Annotated in this window: 22 protein-coding genes; 11 read left to right on the forward strand and 11 right to left on the reverse strand. The window is 51.8% G+C overall.

What is annotated here, in order from left to right:
* Positions 1 to 75: 75 nt before the first annotated feature.
* Positions 76 to 486 (reverse strand): DoxX family protein, encoded by a 411-nt coding sequence (locus tag AC2YIT_RS05725; RefSeq protein ID WP_430847277.1) that lies wholly within the window; start codon positions 484 to 486, stop codon positions 76 to 78.
* Between the two features lie 78 nt (positions 487 to 564).
* On the opposite strand from AC2YIT_RS05725, the gene AC2YIT_RS05730 reads away from it, so the two are divergent.
* Both AC2YIT_RS05730 and AC2YIT_RS05735 read left to right on the forward strand, forming a co-directional pair.
* Positions 565 to 1,560: a glycoside hydrolase family 43 protein gene (locus AC2YIT_RS05730; RefSeq protein ID WP_487278537.1), complete on the forward strand. Its 996-nt coding sequence runs from the start codon at positions 565 to 567 to the stop codon at positions 1,558 to 1,560.
* 331 nt (positions 1,561 to 1,891) lie between these two features.
* Positions 1,892 to 3,547, forward strand: a complete 1,656-nt coding sequence (locus AC2YIT_RS05735; protein ID WP_430847281.1) for an arylsulfatase — start codon at positions 1,892 to 1,894, stop codon at positions 3,545 to 3,547.
* Positions 3,548 to 3,709: 162 nt separating this feature from the next.
* On the opposite strand, the gene AC2YIT_RS05740 is transcribed toward AC2YIT_RS05735, so the two are convergent.
* Together AC2YIT_RS05740 and AC2YIT_RS05745 are read right to left on the reverse strand one after the other, a co-directional pair.
* Entirely contained in the window at positions 3,710 to 4,507 is a 798-nt protein-coding gene (locus tag AC2YIT_RS05740; RefSeq protein WP_430847283.1) for a helix-turn-helix domain-containing protein, read from the reverse strand.
* A gap of 6 nt (positions 4,508 to 4,513) precedes the next feature.
* Positions 4,514 to 5,545: an SDR family NAD(P)-dependent oxidoreductase gene (locus tag AC2YIT_RS05745; protein ID WP_487278538.1), complete on the reverse strand. Its 1,032-nt coding sequence runs from the start codon at positions 5,543 to 5,545 to the stop codon at positions 4,514 to 4,516.
* A gap of 222 nt (positions 5,546 to 5,767) precedes the next feature.
* Here AC2YIT_RS05745 and AC2YIT_RS05750 point away from each other — a divergent pair, with 222 nt between their 5' ends.
* Positions 5,768 to 6,211 carry a hypothetical protein gene (locus tag AC2YIT_RS05750; protein WP_487278539.1) on the forward strand — a complete coding sequence of 148 codons (444 nt, stop codon included), beginning with the start codon at positions 5,768 to 5,770 and terminating at the stop codon, positions 6,209 to 6,211.
* A 147-nt stretch (positions 6,212 to 6,358) separates the two neighbouring features.
* Here AC2YIT_RS05750 and AC2YIT_RS05755 read toward each other — a convergent pair whose 3' ends face one another.
* Positions 6,359 to 7,555 (reverse strand): MFS transporter, encoded by a 1,197-nt coding sequence (locus tag AC2YIT_RS05755; protein WP_487278540.1) that lies wholly within the window; start codon positions 7,553 to 7,555, stop codon positions 6,359 to 6,361.
* Between the two features lie 266 nt (positions 7,556 to 7,821).
* Between AC2YIT_RS05755 and AC2YIT_RS05760 the strand changes: the two genes are divergently transcribed.
* On the forward strand, positions 7,822 to 8,199 hold the full coding sequence (locus AC2YIT_RS05760) for a hypothetical protein (protein WP_430847291.1): 378 nt from the start codon (positions 7,822 to 7,824) through the stop codon (positions 8,197 to 8,199).
* 10 nt (positions 8,200 to 8,209) lie between these two features.
* Here the strand turns inward: AC2YIT_RS05760 and AC2YIT_RS05765 are convergent, their stop codons facing one another.
* The 3 genes from AC2YIT_RS05765 to AC2YIT_RS05775 are packed head-to-tail and all read right to left on the reverse strand — an operon-like array spanning position 8,210 to position 9,927.
* Positions 8,210 to 8,428 (reverse strand): hypothetical protein, encoded by a 219-nt coding sequence (locus AC2YIT_RS05765; protein WP_487278541.1) that lies wholly within the window; start codon positions 8,426 to 8,428, stop codon positions 8,210 to 8,212.
* A gap of 4 nt (positions 8,429 to 8,432) precedes the next feature.
* A complete protein-coding gene (locus AC2YIT_RS05770; protein WP_487278542.1) occupies positions 8,433 to 9,218 on the reverse strand; it encodes an ankyrin repeat domain-containing protein in 786 nt (261 codons plus the stop codon).
* A 4-nt stretch (positions 9,219 to 9,222) separates the two neighbouring features.
* Positions 9,223 to 9,927, reverse strand: a complete 705-nt coding sequence (locus AC2YIT_RS05775; protein ID WP_487278543.1) for a DKNYY domain-containing protein — start codon at positions 9,925 to 9,927, stop codon at positions 9,223 to 9,225.
* Positions 9,928 to 10,211: 284 nt separating this feature from the next.
* Here AC2YIT_RS05775 and AC2YIT_RS05780 point away from each other — a divergent pair, with 284 nt between their 5' ends.
* The 5 genes from AC2YIT_RS05780 to AC2YIT_RS05800 all read left to right on the forward strand — a co-directional run bounded on the left by AC2YIT_RS05780 (position 10,212) and on the right by AC2YIT_RS05800 (position 16,834).
* Positions 10,212 to 13,820, forward strand: a complete 3,609-nt coding sequence (locus AC2YIT_RS05780) for a histidine kinase (protein WP_487278544.1) — start codon at positions 10,212 to 10,214, stop codon at positions 13,818 to 13,820.
* A gap of 3 nt (positions 13,821 to 13,823) precedes the next feature.
* On the forward strand, positions 13,824 to 14,588 hold the full coding sequence (locus AC2YIT_RS05785) for a LytR/AlgR family response regulator transcription factor (RefSeq protein ID WP_430847299.1): 765 nt from the start codon (positions 13,824 to 13,826) through the stop codon (positions 14,586 to 14,588).
* Positions 14,589 to 14,664: 76 nt separating this feature from the next.
* Positions 14,665 to 15,051 carry a hypothetical protein gene (locus AC2YIT_RS05790; protein WP_430847301.1) on the forward strand — a complete coding sequence of 129 codons (387 nt, stop codon included), beginning with the start codon at positions 14,665 to 14,667 and terminating at the stop codon, positions 15,049 to 15,051.
* A 45-nt stretch (positions 15,052 to 15,096) separates the two neighbouring features.
* Positions 15,097 to 15,423 carry a hypothetical protein gene (locus tag AC2YIT_RS05795; protein ID WP_487278545.1) on the forward strand — a complete coding sequence of 109 codons (327 nt, stop codon included), beginning with the start codon at positions 15,097 to 15,099 and terminating at the stop codon, positions 15,421 to 15,423.
* A gap of 88 nt (positions 15,424 to 15,511) precedes the next feature.
* Positions 15,512 to 16,834, forward strand: coding sequence for a Gfo/Idh/MocA family protein (locus AC2YIT_RS05800; RefSeq protein WP_487278546.1), 1,323 nt, complete (start codon positions 15,512 to 15,514; stop codon positions 16,832 to 16,834).
* Positions 16,835 to 16,852: 18 nt separating this feature from the next.
* On the opposite strand, the gene AC2YIT_RS05805 is transcribed toward AC2YIT_RS05800, so the two are convergent.
* From AC2YIT_RS05805 to AC2YIT_RS05820, 4 genes are all read right to left on the reverse strand, one after another.
* Positions 16,853 to 19,366, reverse strand: a complete 2,514-nt coding sequence (locus tag AC2YIT_RS05805; protein ID WP_487278547.1) for a sodium:solute symporter family protein — start codon at positions 19,364 to 19,366, stop codon at positions 16,853 to 16,855.
* 57 nt (positions 19,367 to 19,423) lie between these two features.
* On the reverse strand, positions 19,424 to 20,365 hold the full coding sequence (locus tag AC2YIT_RS05810) for a dihydrodipicolinate synthase family protein (RefSeq protein ID WP_487278548.1): 942 nt from the start codon (positions 20,363 to 20,365) through the stop codon (positions 19,424 to 19,426).
* Between the two features lie 25 nt (positions 20,366 to 20,390).
* A complete protein-coding gene (locus tag AC2YIT_RS05815; protein WP_487278549.1) occupies positions 20,391 to 21,548 on the reverse strand; it encodes a sialidase family protein in 1,158 nt (385 codons plus the stop codon).
* A 357-nt stretch (positions 21,549 to 21,905) separates the two neighbouring features.
* Positions 21,906 to 22,604 (reverse strand): FadR/GntR family transcriptional regulator, encoded by a 699-nt coding sequence (locus tag AC2YIT_RS05820; protein ID WP_487278550.1) that lies wholly within the window; start codon positions 22,602 to 22,604, stop codon positions 21,906 to 21,908.
* 571 nt (positions 22,605 to 23,175) lie between these two features.
* Here AC2YIT_RS05820 and AC2YIT_RS05825 point away from each other — a divergent pair.
* The gene (locus AC2YIT_RS05825) at positions 23,176 to 24,021 is read left to right on the forward strand and encodes a heme-binding protein (protein WP_430847315.1); all 846 of its coding nucleotides are present in this window, start codon (positions 23,176 to 23,178) and stop codon (positions 24,019 to 24,021) included.
* A gap of 36 nt (positions 24,022 to 24,057) precedes the next feature.
* Positions 24,058 to 25,254 carry an FAD-dependent oxidoreductase gene (locus AC2YIT_RS05830; protein WP_487278551.1) on the forward strand — a complete coding sequence of 399 codons (1,197 nt, stop codon included), beginning with the start codon at positions 24,058 to 24,060 and terminating at the stop codon, positions 25,252 to 25,254.
* Positions 25,255 to 25,265 lie beyond the last annotated feature (11 nt).

The raw sequence follows: 25,265 nt of genomic DNA on the forward strand, positions 1-25,265 counted from the left end.
TGTTGGACTGTTGTTCTGGTGCAGTTTTGACAAAAACAGCTAGACCAGATGGGCTCGGTATCAAATCCATTTTACCTATTGCACTAACACTTGACCCTGGCCGAATGCATTTCCGGAGTATTTTTCAAGCCTGCGGAACATCGTGTAAGTGACGGATACCATCACAAATGCGACGATCGCGTCGATGGTTGCCGGAAAGCCGATCACAGCGAGTTTGGACACGAATGCAAAAATGATGTCGAAGAATATCCCCGCAAATACCCATTCTTTCAACCGGTGCAATCTGTTGGGGGTAAGGAGCACCGCCACGCCCGAAAGCTTGAAAACGCCCAGCAGGTAAATGAAATGCGCCGGATAACCGAGCTGCACGGTTATATCCCACACGACAGGATTCTTGGTAAGTTCAAAAAAGCCGCTTGCGCCGAACCAGAGTGATGTTAATGTGGTACCTATCCAGTAGATCGTGGTTGTTGTTTTTTGTGTCATGACCTTGATTGTTTTTGAGTGATTGATGACACAAAACTGGCCTGAAATTGTCAGCGGCACATTCGTAATCCTATTGAAATGGACACATCCGCAGCCAGACTGGACGCTCCGGACGGCGACATTGGCAAGGCGAAGACGTCTTTGGGAATGGTTTTTGAATCCAGATGCCTCCATCAACATCATTCCGGGCATATGATAAAAGAAGGTAATCCTATTATCCGAAACTACTACACTGCCGATCCAACGGTGGTTGTCCACGAAGGAACGATTTACTTGTACACCGGCCACGACGATCCGCCACCTGGCGTCGACGATTACCGAATGCACGACTGGCTTTGTTTTTCATCCAGCGACCTTCTCCGTTGGGTCGAACATCCTTCACCCTTGAAGGCCACTGATTTCCAATGGGCCAGCGGCGATGCTTATGCGTCAAAGGTGGTTAGATACCGGGATAAGTTCTATTGGTTCGTGTCGGTAACGCACAAGGGCGGGCCCTTCAAGGCAATTGGTGTGGCCGTTTCCGACAATCCCACCGGCCCGTTTGTGGATGCCAAAGGCTCGGCGTTGGTGACCCATGATATGCTGCCTACAACCCAAAACGACAAAGCAAATCTCGATCCGACGGTCCTGATAGATGACGACGGTCGTGCCTACCTGTTCTGGGGCAACGGGCAATGCTATTTCGCCGAATTGAAAGGTAATTTGACTGAACTCGCCAGTGAAATTACTGTGGTAAGCCTCCCGGATTTTTCCGAAGGTGCGCACATTCATAAAAAGAAAGGCATTTACTACCTGGCCTACGGCTATGGTTATCCCGAAAAAGTGGCCTATGCCACAAGCCGGCACATCAAAGGCCCATGGGAGTTCAAAGGCATATTGAACGAAATCGCCGGAAACTGTGCAACAAACCGCCCGGCGATCATCGAATTCAACGGCGCAGATTACTTTTTCTATCACAATGGTGCATTACCTGAAGGCGGCAGCCACCGCCGCTCTGTGTGCGTTGACCGGTTGTTTTACGAAAACGACGGTTCGATGCGGAGGGTCGTGATGACTACGGAAGGTATTCAATGAAATGCCGTTGGGGCATGCGTTGTTGTTACATGCCTGACGGCATTGCCCACAGCTGTTCAGAGCCTGGTTTCTACCAATGTTACATCGCTAACGCGATTTAATATCGAAATACCCCGGGGCGCATACCGGGCATCTGGCCAAGTACCGTAGGCACGTAATATGGGCAGCAACAAATTCAGCAATCGGTTCGAAATGCCACAAGCATGTAACAACAGGTCGTCATACCACAGCAACCACTTAGTGTAAGTTATTTTAAATATAGTATATAGGATATATAGAATAAATATATTTTTGTGGCAAACATCTCTTGTTACATCATTTTCCAAAATTCATGAAGACCTCTACATTGTTAGCCCTGGCACTGATGACCTTCTCCGGCGTCACGGCGCAAAAGAAACCTGCTCCGAAGGGCCCGGACACCCGCCCGAATATCATCCTGATTATGGTCGACGACCTGGGCTACTCGGACATCGGCGCTTATGGTTCTGAAATCAAAACTCCCAATATCGACCAGCTTGCCAGCGAGGGGATCCGCTTTCGCGAGTTTTATAACAATTCCATTTGTGCGCCTACGCGGGCGTCGCTCATTACGGGCCAGTACCCGCATAAGGCAGGAGTGGGGTATTTCAATGTGAACCTGGGCTTGCCGGCTTACCAGGGCTATCTCAACAAGGAGTCGCTCACATTTGGCGAGGTGCTGCGCAATGCGGGTTACAGCACCTTGCTGAGCGGCAAATGGCATGTTGGCAATGATAGCATCGCGTGGCCTAACCAACGTGGTTTCGATCGTTTTTATGGCTTTATCAATGGTGCCAGCAACTATTATGACATTGGTAAATACGGCAAAGGCCCGGCGGTGGAGCTGGTGGAGAACAACAAGCGTATCAACCTTCCGCCGGACAAATACCTCACCGACGAGATCACCGACCATGCGCTCGGCTTCCTGGAAGAGCAAAGCAAGACGGCCAAACCATTCTTTTTGTACCTGGCTTACAACGCGCCGCACTGGCCGCTGCAAGCACCCGAATCGGACATTGCCAAATACAAAGGCCGGTACAGCATTGGCTGGGATTCACTGCGTAGCGAGCGGATCCAGCGCCAGAAAGCACTGGGAATCGCCGATCCGAAACAAGCCATAGCGGCCCGCGACAAGGACGTAACGCCTTGGGACAATGTGCCTTATGATGAAAAACTGCTTTGGGAACGTAAGATGGAGATTTATGCTGCCATGGTCGACCGGGTGGATCAGAACATAGGCAAGCTCCGTGAGAAGCTGAAAGCGTTGAAGAAGGACGATAACACGCTGATTATCTTCATTTCCGACAACGGCGCGCAGGGCGGCTATGCGGGCGCGTCGCCCCGCAGACCACAACGCAACACCGGCCCGGCCGGAACGGCAGGTTCGTATGTGTACCAGGACCAGCCCTGGGCGTACGTTTCCAACACGCCGCATTCGGCATACAAAAACAATATGCACGAGGGGGGGATCAGCGCACCTTTCATTGCCTGGTTCCCGAAGCAGATCAAAGGCGGACAGATCGTAAAAGGTACCGGTCACCTGATCGACCTTGCACCGACTTTCTATGATCTGGCCAAAGCGGCGTATCCGGCTACGGAGAAGGGCATTAATATCAACCCGCTTCCAGGAAAAAGTCTCGTACCTGTGCTTACGGGCAATGCTGGTGAGGTAGACCGCGGCGGCGAACCGATTTTCTGGGAACGAGCAGGTAACCGCGCCGTAAGGAAAGGCAAATGGAAAATCGTTTCAACTTACCCGGCTTATAAATGGGAGCTGTACGACCTGGAAACAGATCGCGGAGAAACCACCGACGTAGCTTCGGCGAACCCGAATGTAGTGGATCAGCTCTCGGCCGATTATTTCCGCTGGGCCGAAAAAACCGGGGTTGTGGATTATGAGAAAATCAAACCCGCAAATCCGATCGGCGCGCCGGCTGAGCGGCCTAACCGCAGACCACCTACTTTCTGATGCCGGTGCAAATCCGCGCTGGTGCAAAGCTCCTGCTTTGCACACATTATTTGCAGGCCTCCGGCCGGTCATTACAGCAACTTCTACTGTATTGACCGGCCGGAGGCCTGCGAATGCCAGGCCACGAAGGAAGACCTTCGCGCCATTTGGCCATTTGGATGCTCACTCCGTTGGCGCATATCCGAAATGTTTCTTGAATGCAAACCCGAAATGCGAGAGGTTTTCGAACCCTGCTTCGAGGTAGACTTCCGACGGCCGCCGTTTCTTTTCCCTGATGAGGTAATGCGCCAGGTCGAGCCGTTTTTCGGTGAGCCATTTCTGCGGCGTGGTCTGGAAAGTCCTTTTAAAATCACGCTTGAACGTGGTAAGACTGCGGCCGGTAAGGTAGCCGAATTTGCTCATGGGCAGATTGTACATGTAGTGCTGTTCCATGAAATCGGCGAGGTTGATCTTGCCCGGCTGCCCGAAATCTGCCAGTAAATGATCGATATCGGGTGCGAGCGTTCTCAGAATGGTAATGGCCTCTTCTATTTTAATGGCGGCCAGCGCTTCCGGCAGCGGGTCACGCAGGTCGAAATAGGGAACTAACGACGCCAGGCAGCTTTGCAGCAACGGGTGTTTGTCAAATGTCCGGAAGCCGGGTCTGGCTACCGGTTTCACTTCCACTTTATTCTTGGCATAATAGGCTTCCAGTCGCTGAGAGGTTAAATGCATTACGACCGATTGGTGGCGCATACCATCCTTAGGATAATTGATCACTGTCACCAGTTCGTGTCTCGGGAAAAAAAGTGTATCCCCCGCACCGAATAAATGTGTTTGCCCACCCTGGATGATCTTCGTCTCTCCTGAAATAAACCAGACCAGCAAATGCTCCTCAAAAAGCACGTCGCTTTTGTGAAAATGTTCCGTAAAACCGGAGATTTTCAGTTCGGGATGAATGTAATGCGCCTCGTGTGCCACGGTTGATCAATTGGTTTCAAAACTAGTGCCTGTCATTTGCTCGCTCAAAGTCCAAAGCCTGCGGGCATTTTCCGGGTCGATGGAGTAGGGTTTTACACCGCGCAATGTCCACGGCTGATCGTAGCGGTGCTCGATGTTACCATTATCAATCTCGGAAACATCGGCATTTTCACAATACAATCCGCCCAGGTTTTCCAGCTGCGGACTGGTGGCGCACCAAACGGTGGTAGCCGCGCCCTGCGGGATGGTTTTCAGCTTCTGGGCCACTTCCGGGTAAATGTTGCCGTCGGCATCGTGGGTACCCATTTGCTGAAAAAGTTCCATTGGCGCTACGCGGCCAAGATCTGTACCGTTGACCGAACCCGGATGCAGTGCGAACGCCCGGACGCCGAATGCCTTCCCGCGGCGGTCGAGTTCCACAGCAAAGAGGTTATTGGCCGTTTTGGATTGCCCGTAGCCGGCCAGCGTTTCGTACTCCCGGTTTTCAAAATTAGGATCTTCGAAATCAAATGGCGCAATATGGTGGCCAAACGACGACACGCTGATCACCCGCGCATGACCGGCCTGTTTCAATGCAGGCCAGAGCCGAGCCGTTAATTGAAAATGCCCGAGGTGGTTGGTCGACAGCTGCGATTCAAACCCGCGGGCGTCGCGTTGGAGCGGTACCCACATAATACCTGCATTATTGACCAATATATCCAGCGAACGGCCGGTTTGCAAGAATTTTCGGGCAAAACTGTCAATCGAATCCGGATCCATCAGGTCCAGCGACTCGACAATTGTATTAGGAATGCCGCTTACATTACGGGTGGCCTTGGCGAGGTCGCGGGCGGGTACGATTACGTGCGCGCCTGCTTCGGCCAGCACTCTCACGGTTTCAAGGCCGATGCCTGCATAGCCGCCCGTAACAATAATCGTTTTTCCAGTGAGGTCGATGCCGCTGATCACATCTTCGGCGGTCGAAAGGGCGCCGAAGCCCGAGTTTAGCGGCTGTTGGTAATGGGTTGACTGAATGGTGGTTGATGCTGAGTGTTCCATAAAAATCTACTGGTTTGTGATGGAACAAAATTAGCCGGGCAGGCTTCGGAGGGTTTTGTTTTAAGGGCCGATTTTATTTGTTTTAAAGACCACCGAAACAAAAGGATTGGTGGCTAAAAGCAGCTCACCAACGGAAGATAATTTCCTGTTTCCGTCTGGTAATCGGATTAACGTTCGGGTTTTGGGATAGTTAAATTGGGTTTCAACCAAAATCTACCTCCTATGCTCGATGTTGTTATAGTGCTGGTTATCATTGCCTTGGTGCTACTTTTTTTGCGCGCCGGCAGGCAGAATACGATTGTTTACAGAAAAAAAGTGGCTCCACCTGATAGGGGGTATTCTATCGGGGAGAATCCGGGTGTTTTCCGCGAGTCCACTACTTCGGACTACGATGCAGACCATACATCTCCATCAGGTCACACATTTCAGGGAACATTAGCATTCAGAGGAGGTGAATTCGGTGGTGCCGGCGCCGGCGATTCCTATGGCAACGGTCCGGTCGATCCAACAGGCAGTGATTTTGTGAATTTTGACACCTGCGCCGGTGATTTCTCCGATTCATGTGCCGAGAGCGGCGATTTTACGAGCAACGATTCCGGAACGATTGATTCCGGCACTAGTGATTCGGGTTCTTCGGCCGACAATTCGGCATTTTACACTGATTAAAGATTGAGTCCCCAGCGGAAGCTGCCCTAGTGGGACTGCCTCAGTGGAACTGCCTCGGTGGAACTGCCTCGGTGGAACTGCCCCAGTGGAACTGCCCCAGCGGAACTACCGTGACGGAGTTGCGCCAGCGAAACTGCAAAAACGGTATTAAGGTGCTTCTGTCGCGGTTTGCGATCGGTCGCTGAATGCCAGCAGCACGGAGATTAACCCAAATGCGAAAAAGCAAACTACCAGCGGAAATACCCCATGGGCCATCATATGGCTTGTTACGGAGCCGAGCGCAGCGCCTACAAAGAAAAAGCAGGTACCATAAATAGCCGAAGCCATTCCCGCCATATTACCCATTGGTTCCAGGGCTAATGCACTGCTATTGGGCTCCACGGCCAAATTGATCGCGAGCATCAGGGTCACGGCGATGAAAAACAGGGGCATGCGCGGTGGGTCGCCAAATGCCCAGGTGAATGCAAGTAATGCAGCGCCTATAACGGTATAAATTACCAGAAGCCATTTGATTGTCCGCCGGGCACCGAACAGGGACGACAGCCGGGAGTTCAGCAATGCACACATGGACATCATTGCACCCATCCCTGCGAAAATCCAGGCGAAAAGCTCGGGTTTGCCATAAATCTCTCCCACAATGTGCTCGGAGCTGGATACGTAGGAGCTTAATGCTGTGAAAAGCAGCGTAGTAACCGTCGTATAGCGCAGGAAAGTGCGGTTGCCGATCACCTGTACGATGGAGCGCCATATGCGCGCGCGGTTGAGCGGCGTGCGTTGTGCAGGCGGAAGCGATTCTTCGAGGCGTAGCGACCATAGGAACACAGCTACGGCGAACAATGGTGGGGTGAGAAATACCATTTTCCAGGATCCCACAGACATAATAGCCAGTCCCAAAAACGGGGCGATCACAGGTGTGAACAGAAAAATTGTAAATATCAGAGACAGGATACGTGCCATTTCATCGCCCACAAAACGGTCGCGCACGCCGGCTATGGTCGTCATAAATACAGCGGAAGCACCCATACCGGCAAAAAAGCGTGCAGCGAGCATGGTGGGCAGGTCGGGGGCCAGTGCGGCTATGACACCTCCGGCGATGTATAACGGGAACCCGATTCGCAGGATGGCCAGGCGCCCGAAACGGTCGGAGAGCGCGCCGAAGAAAATCTGGGCTACCTGTCCCATAAAGAAGAAGGAGATGATCTGCGCTGTATCGGTAGCGTCGGCGTTCAGGCCAAAATGCCTTCGTACCTCACCGAATGCGGGCAGCATAATATCGATGCCAAGGGCAGTGAGCGTCATCGTGCAGGCCGAAAGGGCGATAAACTCGCCGGGTCTCATTTTCATGGTGCGATGTTTCTCGTAAAGTTAACCAGTTTGAGGCGTGGCACAGGTGTGTAAAACAGACTTTTACAAGGGGTAATCCAGACAAATTTGCTGTCCGGCACCTTTGAAGCTTGTTTGTATTAAATAAATAAGTAATTGGAAAAATATTATTGTCTTAAATATAGACAATAAATAAACTTCTTCTTTACATTTGCTGTACGACGGTCGCGGGAGGTCGACATCCCCTTGCCGGATGGTTTCATTTCTTCACTAAAAACGTATCGATTATGAGAAGGCTTAACTCTATGATGATGATCCTGTGCCTGCTGGGCGCAGTTTGCACGAGCATTGCGCAAACGGCACCCGCCGACTTTTTTGCCGGTAAATGGGAGATCACCGTTTTCGGAACACCCAATGGCGATGCTAAACTCGTTGCAGACCTGGCCCGGACCGACGGCAAACTCACTGGCCAAATCACCAACGCAACAGACCCCAGCGCCGAAAAAATAGCCATTACCAGCGTCGACGAGGCGGCCGACAAGATTACAATCGGTTTTTCGGCCCAGGGCTACGACGTGACTGTAGATCTTTCGAAGGTGGATGATGACAATCTGAAAGGAAGTATGATGAGCATGTTCGATGCTACTGCGAAACGGATGAAATAGGGCAGTGTGGTCAGCGACTGGTTGCCGGCGGCCCTTCCATTATCGCCCGAACGGCCTCAAAGTCGGCCAGCGCCTGCTCGTTTTCGGGGTAAAAACTATCGCCCTGCTCGATAAAAGTTTGTATGGAGGTGCCGTCCGGCGTGGTATAACGCGGGTCGGCACCTTTTTCGATGAGCATCTTGCATACGCCCCAGTATTGCCGTTCGGCGGCGTAGAGCAGTACTGACATTTTTTCATGGTCGCCGTCCCACGGTTTGACGGCATTGGGGGTCGGCACCGTGGTCCAGCAGTGCTTTTACGCAATCATATGCCCCGTAGGAAGTTGACAGTGCTTCGAAGATGATAGGGACTACGTCGGGTTTGCCGCTGCCGTAATCGGTCACCCTCGCATTGGCATCGGCGCCGTGTTCCAGTAGTAGGCGAAGTACAGGTGCGTTTCCGGACGTCGCGGGCGAGAAATGGATTTTTTCGACGTCGGGATCGTCACTTTTAATGCTCACGCCCGCCTGCAAGAGCGCACGAATGCATTCCAGGCGCCGTTCGCCGTCGTGGTCGACAGAGCCCGCGTTTGCAACGGCCATTTCAAGTAACGGATAACCGTAAGCGTTATCCCGGAGCCGCGGCTGTACTTCCGCGATGTATTTTTTCAATTTATCCGGCTTTGCATTAAAAATCGCAATGGCCATTCTGTCCCTTTCTTTGTCTTCAAAAAACGGTTTCGCCTCAATCATGTTGGTGATACCTCTTTTGAAATTGCTAATGGAAGACCCGAACGCCACCCAGAAAAGCGGCACTGCAACGAGGATGAATGCGGTGTATTTGCTCCAATTAAATGGAAGAAGATTGAGCGAGACCAACACAACCAGGGCGATGATTGCCAGGTAGTAGATAGCTCTTCCCATCCCGGAAGCCGCATCCCCGCCGCCTTTGGTAGGGAACAGCGTTTCGGCCATTACGAGCAGGAACAGCAGGGCGATCACCACCCAATTGAAGATGGTAACGATTTTCAGATAGTTCATATCTTTACCCAAAAGCGGGCTGGAATTGCATCATTGCCCGGAATACAGGTTGCCCGGAATTGCTTTGAAAGCCGTCTCCGTTGAATTTGTATACCTGGTAACGATCGGTAAAAATGCCATTTCCCGCATAATCGAAAGTGTCGATGTCGGCGACGCGGTAGCCCTTGCCATTGACAAAGACCTTGCTGTGATCTTTGTAAAATGAGGTCCTTTGCCATTTACCGATGTACCTGAAATGGCTGGCAGCTTCGGAGATCACCTGGTCGTCGAAATAAACACGCTGGCTATCCTTGCTCAATCGCTCGTCCAGGCATTTGAAGTTCCTGGCGTCGGAGGACATCAGGTCGTTTGCTTTAAACACATATCGATCGTCCCGCCCAAGATCGGTGCCCAGGATCTGAAAGTATACGGGGTTAGCGCCCGGAATGCATTTGCCCTGGAAATAGACATTTTCAAAATCGCGTGCGTAAAGCGAAGGCCCCGATTGTCCCACCGGACCGGCCGTCAGGATCTGGAAGGTCCTGGCGTGTGCGTCGGGGATCAATGATTTGCTGCCGTCTTTTCCCTTGTAAAAAACCAGTTTGTTGTCGATTTCGTAAACGTCAAAGGATGGCGAAGGGGTGAAAGACTCGGTAGCAGGGCGGAGCAGGAACACGCTTGCGACGACGAGTGTCAGGCATACGCCGGTTATCAGAAGCAGGATCAGCATAACAGTATAGGATGAGGTTGAGTGTGATGAGGATTATTTTTCATGGCGTTGGGAATAGAGCCGCAAAAGTGCATATCGGGACAAGTAACGTCCAGTTTTAATGATGCAACGGTAATTATTGACTATTTACCGGTAAATCACTGATTATCCGGTGTGCTGAAAAATGCCATTTCAACGATTTTGAGGCGGTTAAGGGTTTCTACCGATAAATAAATGAGGTAGTACAGTTGTATAGAATTGACGTATTTGGTCTCGAGATCGCAGATATTGAATGCGAATCATCAATGAAAATCCTGTCGGCAGTGATGCTCTTCCTTAAAAAGCTGGTTAGTGTATTACCCCTTGTAGGTCTTGTCTTTTTGGGCGGACAACTTGGGGCGCAGACGCTGTTTCAGAACATCAGATGGCAGGATGGGCTCAGTGCCAAGCAAATCAGATGTTTATATAAAGATTCTTCAGGCTTTCTGTGGATTGGTACTTCTGCGGGGCTCGATCGTTACGACGGTGCGGTCGTGCAGCGGTTCCACGATGTGAATGGCGGACAAAAGCACTTCGTAAACGCCATTCTGCCTTTTAACGGGGAAGATACCCTTATGATTGGGCTGCGGAGAGGCATCCTGCTGTTCGACAAAAAAACGGGCAGGTTCTCGAGGGATCCCCGGTTTGAATCGCTGGCGCAAAAATATATTGTGCGCATCCGCGCTGACGGACAGGGCCGCATATGGATCGGCGCATCCGACGGGCTTTATTTGTATGACCATCAAAAATTGAAACCCCTGACAGAGGTATTCCCCGAAGCCCGAAAGTTCGATTTTTCGCATTTCCAACTCACTTTTATGGTGTATGACACGCTGCGGAGCGGACTGTGGGTGGGCGGGAACAGACCCTTTTTTGTCGATTGTAAATCCAGACGGGTTTATTTCAAAGGCAATAATCCCCTGAAAAGTCCCCTGCTTGAATCGGAGCATGTGAATGCCGTTGCACTCGATCGTAGTGGTAATGTATGGTATGGCTGTGACACCGAACCAACGCTGAACTACTGGGACTACCGAACTGGCAAACTGGACAAGCATTACGAGCTGGACGGTAAGCAGATCGGTGAAGGGTGCAACTTTATTTTTATTGATCGTCAGGACAGAGTGTGGGTTTCTACCTGGCTGTTTGCGGCGTTCCTGAAAGAACCGGCTCAACCGTTTCGTAAGTTGGAGTACAGTCAGGATCAGGCTTATACGATCGCCTACGGGCATTTTAGGGATGCTATTTCCGATTCGCAGGGCAACGTGTGGCTGGGTACGATTAATGGTGTGAGCAAAACACTGCCCAAGAATCCCATTGAGGCCATTTACAAGCTGCCCAGTTTTCATTTCTTCCTGGAAACGAGTTTCGCCCATGCCAACTCCATTACCGTCGAGGGTAAGACGATCATCGCGTGCAAGGAAGACGGTGTCGTGTTTTATAATACGGTTGATCGTACCTATCAGAAATACCTCACGCCGAGCAAAAGGTTGCGAAATAATCGTTCTGTAATGGCAGCAAAAGTGGGTGAGACCTGGTGGTTTGCCGGATTCGACGGCATTTATTCGCTTGCGCCGGGGCAAACGGTTTTGCAGCGTTTCGATCAGATGAAGAAAGGACTGTCGTCGTATCAGGCGCCTTTCGTCTTTTTGGATAAACAAGGTAATATCTGGTTCGAAATCGATGGCGACGCATTCTATCGGTACAATCCGGTCACGAAAGTTTGCGTCCGTTTCGACGGTACCGACCCGAAATACGGGTTGTTCGAATTTGCCAATTCGCAGGCCTTTGTCCTGCTCTCCAACGGCGACATCCTTTTTGCGGTTGAGGGTAAAGGCCTATTGCGTTATAACCAGGCGACCGGGCGTTTCACACAATTGAATACGCCCGCCATTGCCGATGAATTTATATACGCCATGCGCCAGAGCAAGACAGGCGACATTTGGGCTGCGTCGACATCCGCCGGGCTGATGAAACTCGATGTCAACGGTCAGGTTATCACCAGTATTAGTACCAAAAACGGCCTGCCATATGATCAGGTTTCTTCACTGGATATCGACGACAACGGCGTAGTGTGGGCAGCTACGCGGGAGGGACTGGCTGCGTACGACCCTGTCAGCAACAACGTCAGTAAGGTGGAATTGGATCTGGGTAAGACGTTACAGGACTATTGGAACTACGTAACAGTGGCGGGCGGCAAAATCTACGCAGTAATGCTCGATCATGTTGTGGTGATCAATCCACGGCATTTTGCTTCGGTACCCGTGCAAAACCCGCCTGGTATTACTTCCGTTAAAATTTTCGGACAAGAGCGTATCCGGGACCTCAAGGGTGATTTGTTGGAATTGAAACCGGACGAATCATTTGTTACCTTTCAATATGCATCGCTCAGTCACCGAGATATCCCTTCGCTGCAATACAGCTACCAGCTCGTGGGGCTGGACGACGATTGGGTACTGGCCGGGCGCAATATCACGGCATCTTACACGAGCCTGCTTCCCGGCGACTACGTTTTTAAAGTAAGGAGTACCGATGAGAATGGCCGGTGGATGAAGGCTGCCGAGACGCTCAAAATACGGGTGCTACCGCATTGGTGGCAGACCTGGTGGTTTCTGATCGCCTGTACAGCGGCCATTATGGGTATTTTGTACTGGATTTATACTGTTTACATTAAAAGACAACGGAAAATGGATCTCGACGACACGATTGAGTATTTTGCCAACAGCGTTTACGGCGATAACTCCGTGAATGAAATATGCTGGGATATTGCCCGCAACTGTATTTCCAAGCTGCATTTTGAAGATTGCGTGGTTTACCTGCTCGATAAAGAGAGCGGCAAGCTGATCCAGAAAGCGGCTTACGGGCCGAAAAGTCCGAAGGAATACGAAATCCTCAATCCGATTGAAATACCCGTCGGCGAGGGGATTGTAGGTGCCGCGGCGGCTACGGGTATGCCGCAGATCATCGGTGATACTTCCAAAGACCCGCGTTACATTGTCGACGATCAGGCGAGGGCGTCGGAGCTTGCGGTGCCGATCCTGCATGAAGGGCAGGTAATCGGGGTGATCGACTCGGAACATCCGCGCAGGAATTTCTATAACCAAAACCATGTGCGGGTGATCTCGACGATCGCCGCCATCAGCGCCAACAAGATTACCGAAGCGATGGCCCGTGCGCAGGCCGAACGGCAGGAAATTATGTTGCTCCGGATTAATAAAATGCTTGCCGAAAGCCAGTTGATGGCCTTGCGGGCGCAGATGAACCCACATTTCATTTTCAATTGTCTCAATAGTATCCAGGAATGCATTGTCACCAAAAAATACGCCGAGGCCAGCAAGTACCTCAACAAATTCGCCAAGCTGTTCAGGCTGGTGTTGAATAATTCGGGCCGGAACCTGGTGACGATCGCCGAAGAGCGGGACGTGCTGGAACTCTATCTCGAACTGGAACTGATGCGTTTTGGACAGGGATTTACTTATTCGATTGAATTGGATCCCGAGCTGGAAGATGACTATGTGCGGTTACCGTCGATGCTGCTGCAGCCTTTTGTGGAGAATGGTTTGTGGCACGGGTTAATGCATAAAGAAGGGGAAAGGCATATGAGTATCCGGTTTTTTCTGATCGGACCCGAACAGTTTGCCTGCGAAATAGAGGACAATGGCATCGGCCGGAAAAAGTCCGCCGAACTCAGGGCAAATTCCTCCCGCACACGGGAACACGAATCGCGTGGAATACGTATCTGTGAAGACCGGATCGACGTCCTTGCCCGTCAGGGCAACCATGCCTCCCTGCAAGTGATCGACCGGTACGATGCCGCCGGCAACCCGACCGGGACGCTTGTCAGAATTGAATTATCTACCTACTTATATCAGACTTAGACAATGATCAAAGCACTTATTGTTGACGACGAGCCGAAATCAAGAAACGTGCTGGCGCATTACATTGAAACTTATGTGGAAGAGATACGAGAGGTGAAACAGGCTGAATCAGTGGATATTGCGCTTGAAATACTCAAAACGTTCCGGCCGAATATTGTTTTTCTCGATGTGGAAATGCCTGGTAAAAACGGCTTCGATTTTCTGAGGGCTTTGAAGGAGCCTGCTTTCGAGGTCATATTTACGACGGCTTATAATCAATATGCGGTACAGGCGATCCGGTTCAGCGCGCTGGATTATCTGCTCAAACCGGTCGACCCCGATGAATTGCGCTCCGCGGTGGACCGCTTCCTGAAAAAGCAGAACGTACATCAGAACCCGGTGCTGTTCGACAACCTCGTGCGTAACATCGCGCACAAGCGTGCGAGCGAGTTCCGGCTGGCGGTACCTTATCAGGATGGCGTGTCTTTCTTCACACTCGATCAGATCGTCCGTTTGCAGGGGGAAGGGAATTATACCAATATCTTCATTAAAAGCCGCAAGCCGGTACTGGCCAGCAAGACTTTGAAATACTATGAGGAAATGCTGACGGAATTCGGTTTTATACGGACGCACAAGTCACATTTGGTAAACCCGAAATTTATTGCAAAACTCATGGCTGACCACGATTTGGTAGAACTGCTGGACGGAAGCCGCGTAGAAATATCAAGGCGAAAGAAAGAGGAAGTGCTTTTACAATTGCCTCTCGGAAACCAGCCACTCGATAAGTGAAACTGTCCGTTAAATCACAATTGTCGTACTTTGGAACATTGCGTCTTTTCTTTGAAGCCATCGAATTCTATTGGCTATGGAGATATTGGCGATACATGCAGGGCAATTGTTGCTCATTTTATTACTGGCATTTCTGATCGTTGGAGGAGTGTGGTTCGTGCTGCGGTTCCGACGCACGATGCTCCTACTGGGAGGTAAGGAAATCCGCGACGGGCAGGTCGCGGACGCGGTGGTGCTGCTTTCGGAAGAGCATCGCGGATCCTACCTTCAGGGTGAAACCTACTATACCTTCCAGATCCATGTGAAGCCGGCGCGGGGGCGCAATTTTGTGACCGAGGTCCATGTATTGCGGGAGCAGCTTATTCGCATTCCCCAGGCCGGCGACCGTGTTTCGGTCAAATACAATTATTCGGGCCGCAAACGCTCCGTGGTTTTAAACCTGGACAGCATTCGGCCAGCGTAGAATTTTCTTTTATTGTCGGCGATTCGAAAATTATTATTCACCCCCATGAATGCCCAGGCCCTTGTCCTGGGCTTCTCTTTGAAAATTCCTTTAACTTTTTTGGCCTTCGAAGCATCGATATGTGCGATGCTGATGTTCTGGCTGCGTTCACCGGTGTCCGAAATGAGGGTCTCGGCGTGGTCGTTGTATTGCAGGCCATCGAAGGAAATATTGGTAGCATTGTCGGTGAAAATGACGGGTTCCGAGTGCTTCGTGATCAGTTTCACATTCTTGAAGCTGATTCTGTCGGCGTCGGTGAGTTTTAACCCCGGTTCGGCCGAGAGCAGATCAAAGAAGATCGCTTCCGGCGGGATTTGTCAGATTGACATTTGAAATATTGCAAGGATACTTTGTTTAAAAACAGCGGTAAAAATGCGGGAAGACCCGCTTTGTTTTGTGCTCATCGTTCAAAGGAGTTGTCATGACCATTTCGAGAAGAAAATTCATCCATACTGCCACGGCCATAGCCGGAGGTACTGCTATCTCGCCCGTTATCACCAACTTTACGTACGCAGGTGCGCGCGGATCGACGTCCATCGGATCGCCGGGTGACAGGATACGGGTAGCGGCGATCGGGATCAACAGCATGGGATGGGCGGACGTTAACGCGGTGATGAAAAACCCGGGCGTGGAATGTGTGGCGCTATGCGATGTTGATCGCAATGTGCTCGACAAGCGAGCGGCGGAACTGGCAGGGAGGGGAATGCAGGTCCAGACTTACAGCGACTACCGGAAGGTTCTGGATAGCAAGGACATCGATGCAGTGGTAATCGGTACGCCCGATCATTGGCATTGCCTCATGATGGCCGAGGCCTGCGATGCAGGTAAGGATGTATACGTTGAAAAGCCGATCGGGAATTCCATCGCCGAATGCAGGGCGATGGTAGCTGCGCAACAAAAGACCAACCGGGTTGTGCAGGTAGGGCAATGGCAGCGCAGCCAGAAGCATTTTCGGGACGCAGTTGATTTTGTGCATTCGGGAAAGCTCGGTAAAGTGGGACTGGTGAAAGTGTGGGGGTATTTTAATTATGGCAATCCCATTTTACAACAGCCGGATGGCGCAGCTCCGGTGGGCGTCGACTATGGCCAATGGCTCGGTCCGGCAAGGAAAAGACCTTTCAATCCCAATCGTTTTCATGGCTCATTTCGCTGGTTCTGGGATTACGCAGGAGGCATCATGACCGACTGGGGTGTGCATTTGCTCGACTACGCATTGCTGGGTATGAAGGCCGGTGCCACGCCGAAACGCGTCAGCGCAAGCGGGGCCATGCTGCGTAACCCCGGCGCCGAAACGCCCGACACGTTGACTGCCCTCTTCGAATACGACGATTTTAACATCCAATGGGAGCATGTGATCGGCTACGGCGCGGGTATCTACAACCGCCAGCACGGCATCGCATTCCTGGGTGAGAACGGCACACTCATCGTCGACCGGCAGGGTTGGGAAGTGGTACCCTACGAAAAACGTATGGAGGCGGTTCAGCTTACGAAGTCGTCCGACAATGGCCTGGATGAGCACGCCAAAAACTTCGTGGAGGTGATCCGCTCGAGGCGCATGGATGATCTGCGTGCGCCCATACAGGCGGGTGCAGAAGTGGCGATACTTTCACAAATGGGTAATATCGCTTACCGCATGGGTACTACACTCCATTGGAATGTGCAAAAAGGTGAGTTTGATGACTCTATGGCTAATAAATTGATTACCAGTGAATACCACAATGGCTATAAAATGCCGCGCGCGTAACTTTTTCCGAAAGCGGGCTCAGGAAAGCCGGGGGAAGGCTTTGCTTACCAGCCACCCGAAAATCACACATCCGAAAATGCCGACACCGGGATACAGGAAGAAATGTACCCAGCCATTGGCCTGAACGAAATAGAGTAGCACTGCGCTAAGGAAAAAACCGGCGAGGACTCCCGTGCTGTTGATGGAAGGGACGAATATACCGGCTACAAACATTCCCGCCAGGCAGCCGCCGAATATGCCGATCAGTTTCAGGTACTGGTCCCAAATGCTGTTGTTCTCCATAAAAACCAGCCAGACGGCAATGCCGATCCCCGCGGCGCCCAATGCGAGGGTGGTGTAGCGGGCAAAGCGGAAGCGCCGCAGATCGTTGGACTGGGGAACGAAGTGCTGAAAAAAATCGGTGGTGACGACCGTAGCAATGGAATTCATAGACGAACTGATCGTCGACATGGTGGCCGCGAAAAGACCGGCTATCACCAACCCCCGCAGGCCGGCAGGCAGTTGCGTAGAGATGAACCATGGGAAAATATCGTCAGTACGCGCTATCGGGTTGAGGAGTTGGGGATTTTGTTTGAAATACACCCACAAGGCGGTCCCGACGAGGAAGAAAATCAATGTGGCGGGAATGACGAGCAACGCATTGGTCCAGATCGACCGCCGGGCTTCCGCTTCGGTGGGCGTGGTGAGGTATCGCTGCACCACCACCTGGTCGGACGTATAGGTAACAATCTGCGTCATGAAATTACCTGCCAGAACCACCCATAGCACCGGTTCGGTTATGGCCCAGCCGTTGTTGACCATATGAAACTTGCCGGCGTCGCTCGCCTGTCCGAACAGCGCATCGAAACCCCCGGATGCATAGGCAATGAAGAATAAGCTGACGAACGCCCCGCCCAGTAGCACACCCACCTGCATTACCTCCGTCCAAACCACGGCTTCAATGCCGCCGGAGATGGTATAGGCAGTGGTAATGAGGCTGGTAAGGATAATGCAAAGCATGAGGTTCATACCGGTAACGGTGCTCAGAACTAACGCAGGAAGGTAAATCACGATGCCTAGCCTTCCTACCTGAAAAACTACAAATGTAAGGCTGCCGACCAGCTTTACCGTTTTACTGAACCGGAATGCGAGGTACTCGTACACGCTGGTGATTTTTAGTTTGCGGAAATAAGGCAGGAAAAACCAGATCACAATCGGCGCAACGACGACGATCATTGCATTGGCAAAAATGTATGTCCAATCAGTAGCATAAGTTTTGGCCGGAATGGCGATGAAAGTGAGGGCGCTCAGTTTGCTCCCGAAAATGCTTAGTCCGGCCGCCCACCAGGGGATATTCTGGCCGCCAAGGAAGAAATCGTCGGTGCTGGCGCTCATTTTGCGGGAAACATAAATGCTGATGCCCAGTACCAACAGAAAATAAACCGCCACCACACCCCAGTCTATGCCGTTGAACGTACCCGTATTTACCACCGGGCTGCCCGCGATTACCCGGGGCGTGCGGATACCCGGCTGAACTTCGCCGGAAGGGATCACCAGTTGCCCATTCCAGGTCACGAGCGGCGTCGTAACAGACGTTTTCCCTCCCTGAAATGTCCCGAGCGAGGCCCAGGTATCGGTAATGCTGTGGTAGGCCATGATTTCATTGCGGAAACCGGGATGCTTTTCGCGCAGCTCCGTCACCCGTTGCACATGTGCGCCATCGTCCCCGCCCACCACGAGCAGGTGCGACTGCCCGGCCGCGTATGCCGGCGAGGGGGCAGCCGCCACCGCATTGGGCAAGTCTGCGATGCGTTTCCAGGTTTTGCTTACCGGGTTATAGGCAAGGCATTCATTCAAATAATTACGTTTTACCGCGCCTGTGGCTGCATTATAGTGCAGTTCTGCTCCGCTGAAAAGGTAGAATCGGCCGTCCTGCGCGCCGGCGACGGCCAGCATACGTCCGTTGCCGGGTATAGCCGGCAGTTCGCTCCATTGTTTTTTGTATAAATCAAATTCCCAGAAACGGTTGAGCGCATTGGTATCGGACGGCGCGCTGGTACCGCCTGCAACAAGTATTTTATCGCCCAGCAATGCGCCGGAAGCGTATGCAAGCGCGACAGGCAATGCAGGGAGCGGCGTGGTGGCAATGCGGCCGTCCTTCCAATTGAGATAAAACGCCTGATTGTAATGCCGGGTACCGTCGGCGCCTCCGAGGCAGAAAATGCCTTCCGGCGTGGTCAGCGAAATACCGTAACCCATTGCGTGCGGCAGTCTACCCACTTTCTTCCAGCTCCCCGAAGGATTTTCCAATACAAAAATGCCGTCGTACCAGGTTTTAGGCGCGGTACCCCATGGCCCGGCATTGCCCGGGAAGTTGGCACCCCCCGCGACAACCAGCGCATCGTTACTCACGCCTGCATAAGCACCGGCAAATCCCACATCGTCGGGAAGGGATGGCAGGTCTTTCCATTGCAGAGGCGAAGGCCCCGGCTGCTGGGCATTCGAAATCACAGCTTGCAGGAAAATGGTCAGAAAGAAAAGGAAGCGGCTCATCGGGTCTTTAATTATTCACTCATGTATTCAATCATTCAGTCATTCAGTCAGGTATAGTCATGGGTGGTCAGGTGCGGCTTCTCCGTTGGGCAGGAATTTGAAAAAACCGATGTCGGTCAGTTGCCGGTGCAGCGCCTGGTATTGGCCGTCGGACAGCACTTCGAGCGGTAGCCGGCATGGACCCATATCGAAGCCGAGCATTTTCATCACCGCTTTTTGGGCGGGGATCGGTGCGTATTGCACTACCGTACGGACCATTTCTACGCAAAACAGCATTTGTTTCCGTGCCTTTTCCATCTCGCCAGCTTCGAAATACTGCCTTACTTTTAAATAGAATGGGGCAGCGAAATTGAAAGTGCTTCCGATGCAGCCTTTGGCGCCCATCGACAATGCGGGCAAGTGGTTTTCATCAAAACCATATAACACATCATATTTGCCGTTATCGAAATTCAGGCATTCCTGGTACTCCCAAAGCGTAGCCGCGGTGTACTTTACACCGGCGAAGTTGGGGATTTGCTTTTCGGCAATGCGCATGAAGTCGAGCACGTCCACGGAAAAGCCGGTGAGTGAAGGAATATGATAGTAATAGAATGGCAATTTCGGTGCGCCGGCCGCGATGTCGGACATACAATCGGCGAGGTTTTGTACCGAGGTGGGTTTGAAATAGAATGCTGCGACCGACGAGATAGCGTCCGCACCCGCTTCCTGCGCGTGACCTGTCAACTTGCGCGCCTCCGCGATGCTCGCGTGCCCTACGTGTACGATCATACGCAGGCGACCTTTACCGGCATTGATCACGGTTTCAGCTATCCGCATGCGTTCTTCGAGCGTGAGGTTGGGGCCTTCGCCATTACTGCCGCATATGAATATGCCCGAAACGCCGGTGGAGATCAAATGCTCGACCAATGTGGGAAGCAGTTCGTAATGCACAGAGCCGTCCGGATGTAAAGGTGTGAAAAGCGCGGCAATGAGGCCGTCGGTGTGTTGGATGGTAAGCATATGGAATGGAAGTGTTGAAATTCAGCTATTTGTAAGGTCCGAACAGCCACTTTGGGGTAATTGTTTGCAGTACGATCTGCTCGTAAGCACCGGTTTTACCAGCTTCATAAAGGCACAGGATATTGCCGTCCCGTAACACGGCCATAGATGAATAGGCCGACGGACCGGGGAAAATGGTTCGGATGACCGGCCACGTTTTTCCCTCATTGAAACTGGCCCGTAACGTCAGGTTATGGCGTTTGGTGGTGCTCGCGGGATTGAGAAAGAGCATTGCACCGAGGCCTTTTGCATTCGGGCGCCGGTAGCGGATGATCGACCCCTGGCATACCGGTTCGACGAGCTCCGGAATGTCTTCCGGCGCGGTCCAGCTCACACCGCCATCATAACTCAGCGATTGGGCCCGCCTTCCGCGGGCAAAGTAGGAGCGCATGTTCATCAGTAGTGTGCCATTGCCGTCGTCGACTTCAACGACCTGGCATTCATTCATTTTGGGCGTAATTGTGCCGCCGAGCTGCCATGTTTTGCCATGGTCGTCACTGTAAATGGCGTGCGCCCCATATTCGAACGGCCCGTTGCGAACTTTGCCGTTGGGATCGTCATAGCTGAAATCACAGGGGATCACAAGACGGCCTTTTCGCGGTCCCTTACGGATTTGAATACCAATGCCAGGGCCGGTTGCATACCATCCCCACTCGGGTTTCTTGGTGGTTTGGGTTATTTCAACCGGTTTCGCCCAGGTGGCACCGTTGTCGGAACTGCGGGAGAGCCACACCGTCCGGGTCGACTCGGATTTTTTAGTAATAATGTCTTTTTCAGACGCATCGCCGCGATTATGGGTCATCAGTAGGAGGATTTCCCCAGTTTGTTCGTCGAGCACCGGGCATGGATTGCCGCACGTATTGGCGCCGTCGTCCCATATAATCGTTTGCTGGCTCCACGTTTTGCCGTTATCCGTCGAGCGTTTCATGAGCAGATCAATGTCGCCTGCGTCGCCGGCTCCCTCTTTACGGCCTTCGCAAAAGGCGATGAGTGCGCCATTTTTAGCCTGAATGAGCGAAGGAATGCGGTAACTTTTATAGCCATCTTCACCTCCCCGGAACAATGTGTGCGTTTCGGGAATGTCTTGTGAAAACGTACGGGTGGCGGCCAGGACGAACAGGAGCAGCCATGTTTTTTTGATCATAATTAGTAGTTATGTTCTACATATTAGTAAATGTAAAAGCATTGTGGCTGAACATCCAAATATTTATTCAGAAAATAATGCAAATTGTTGGGCTGGATATGCACGTTGAGCCTGTCGTTGCATCCCTGACGGGGATTTCTGAGCCGTGCAATGTGCTCTTTTCTACCAATGTTGCATGCCTGACGGCATTTACGCTTCAATCGAAGACCGCGACGGCCTCGATCTGCGGAAAATCGCGTGGCGATATAATATTGGTAGCAATAATGTGGGTACGGGTTGGCATTAAATGCCCTGGGCATGCACCAACAATGGGCGGCAAAACAATCTCTCCTTGGCGGGATTCAGGGAATGCTGTTATTAGGCCGTCAACCGATCGAAATGGGGCTTTAAATGCGCTTTCATACCTCGGCGGAAATCTTCTGAATCACCTGTTTTCAGGATTTCAACCAAGTCACGGTGCGTGACTTCGCCGACGTGGGCCTGGCCATTGGTCCGGATTTCATAATCGAGCACATATTCAAAAACCGGTAGCAACATTTTCTGGAAACGCATGTAAGTATCATTGCCCGTCATCTGATAGAGCTTGCCGTGGAAAGCGATTTCGTGTTCTACCTGGAAGGCTTTCTGATGCTTGTTGATCTCCTGTGCTACAATGCTTTCCAGGGCGGTAATGTCGTCGGGGGTTTTGCGGAGATAGATGAGGTCGGCCAGGCCCATTTCCAGCACCAGCCGCAGCTCGAAAATATCCTTCAATGTGTTTTTGCCCAAAATCAACGGATCGAGCACCCGCTCGAGCGAGCCGAGAATGTCGGGCTGCGTGAGCACCATACCCCGTTTTTTGCGCGTATCGATCATTCCCAGCATCCGCAGTCGACTAAGTGCCTCACGCACCACGTTCCGGCTCACCCCAAGGGCGTCAGCCAATTCCTGCTCTTTAGGCAAGGCATCGCCGGGTACGAATGACTTCCGTTTCAAATACTCCCGCAGCCTGGATTCGACCAGGTCGGTCATCGTGGAAGCCTCCAAAGGCCGGATATCTTTTTTCAGATCACTCATACATGCATTGGCCAGGCGGCGAAAAATGGGTTCTGGGTGTAAAACTAATAATTCCTTTTGTAGGACATAATGTGGGCCGTGGAATTTTAACGGACGGCCGGGTGGCGCGAGGCTGCAATAATGGTCAGGGGAGGTCATGCGTAGTCAGGAGATGTCATGTGTAGTCAGGAGTAGTCAAGTATAGTCACATGTTGCCAGGAATCACAAAGAGTATACCTCATCATACGACTCTCCTTGACAACACTTGACTATACCTGACAACACCGGCAACACTGGACTCTACTTGGCCGCACCTAATTACCCTTGACTATCCTTGACCACACCTGACCACGAATTGCGGGCTGCAAACTGCCGTACCGCAAAAGCCTTCGACCGTTAAATAAGTTCGAAAGTAGTATTAGTTTGATTAATTCTTATTTCAACTAGTTTGTCAAATATTATAAAACTAGTTCTATGATAGATAACGTGGTGAAATCCGGAGCGGATGAGTTATGGCAGGTTGGTAATGATCGGATTGACAGGCCATGAGTGCCCGGTACGCATTCTCTTTTTCACTAAACCATCATACACCATGTTAAAAGTTACTAGCAATGCCCTTCAAACCATTCGTTTAGGCGGCGCCCCCGATGAAACCGTTTCGATGTTCGGGCCGCTGACCGACCTGATCGGTACCTGGGTGGGCCGTAAAGGCTGGAACCTGGTTGCTGTTCCCAATCAGAAAGGCGGTTTCCTGCTCCTTGTGCAGCCTTATACCGAAACACTTACGGTGACGCCGTTAAGCACGCCCACACCCAACCGTGGAACGCATATTGTGCAACAGGTACCGACGTTGCTATACAGCCTCTCCATTCACAGTAATGTCGACGGTAGTTTGCTCCACGCCGAAAATGGTACCTGGCTCCTGTTGCAGGATTGCCCGGATGAGTTCAGCATTGCACGGCAGGCATCGGTACCTCACGGAGACTCGTTGCTGGCATTGGGCGGTTCGTCGGTGACGCCGGGTGCGCCTGATATCCCGGATATCAGTACTTTGCCCATTACCGGTCCGGGCTCCAAGCCGCTGGGCTACACCGATCCTTATCTCACGCCCCTGGAAGGCTTTAATAAGGTGAACCCGAATGCCACCCTGCGCGACGCGATTGCCGGTCAGACGATTACTTCTACGACCACCATTTCGGTCAGCACAGCCAACAAAGGAGGGATTACCAACATTCCATTCATCGTTCAAAATGCCAACACGACGAGCTTCGAGGCTACTTTCTGGATCGAAACCGTGAAGAACCCGAATACGGGCGGCTCGTTCCTGCAACTGCAATATTCGCAGAATTCCATTATCGAATTTATCCCGCAGTTTCATGATCCGTCCAAGCTGATCCAGTGGCCGCACGTGAACATCAATACGCTCGTGAAACAATAAGCATTTCTTAAAACCTTCACAATAAATTGAATATTCATGAGGCAACCAACAGATCATCACTTTGATGTGATCGTGGTCGGGGGAGGGGCTATTGGCCTTTCCACCGGTTACCATTTGGGAAAACGAAAAGCGAAAACACTGGTTCTGGAACAATTCAACTTCAAAAACCAGCTGGGCAGCTCGGCGGGTGTTTCGCGGCAATACCGCATTCCATACCCGGAGGAATATATGGTGCAAATGGCGCTGGACGCACAGCCCTATTGGGATGAGCTCCAAACCCTGACACCCAGAACTTTGCTCGACAAGGTCGGCACGCTCTGGTTTGGTGATCCGTCGGTGCATTCCACTGAGGGGAATATTGCCGAGGCGGAGCAGGCACTCAAAGCGCTGAATGTGCCTTATACAAGTCTTACCGCAAAGGAAATCGAAGCGCAATACCATTTCCGGAACTTGCCCGAAACTTACACGGGCCTTTTCCAGGCCGACGGCGCCAGCATTGATTTCCGCGCTACGATCGAAACGCTGTACCAGGCTTGCGAGCGGGATCCTTACACGGTCCTGCAAGATGAGTCGCCGGTGACAGGCATCGGGCAGGACGGAAAGTTGTTTACCGTGACTACACCGAAAGGCGTTTTTACGAGTGAAAGACTGGTGTTGGTACCTGGCCCGTATATCGACAGCGTGATCAATTTGCTCGGCTTTACGATCGAGGCGACTTACTGGAATATGTCCTCATGCTATTTCAAAAAGACCGATCCGAAGATCCAGTACCCGACCTGGTTTGTATTCCAGAATGCGATCGGCTCAAATGGCAACCAGTTTTATGGTTTCCCTGGTGTGGACTGGGACCATCCGGAGTACATCCGCGTGGCGCCCGATTTTGTGATCGACCCGCTCACGAGCCCCGAGCAGCGCACGCTCGTGCCCAACCCGCAAGAACTCGCGTACACGTCGGCGTGGGTCCGCGACCACATGACGGGCCTCGATCCGACGCCGTATTTCACTTCCACCTGTCTCATTGCGTTGAGCAAGATCCCGAACAAGGAACTGCTCATTGATTTTGCGCCGCCTTACGTGCCTAATAATCAGAACATCGTGGTGTATGCCACCGGCTGGGCGGCGAAGTTTACGCCGTTTTTAGGCAAAATACTGACCGAGTTGGCTCTGGACGGCCATTCCACGTTTGATATTTCACCGTTCAAGCTGGGTTACAATTATTTCAAAGCCATTTAAAAACCATCAAC

It is taken from the genome of Dyadobacter sp. SRI_021 (assembly GCF_057586235.1).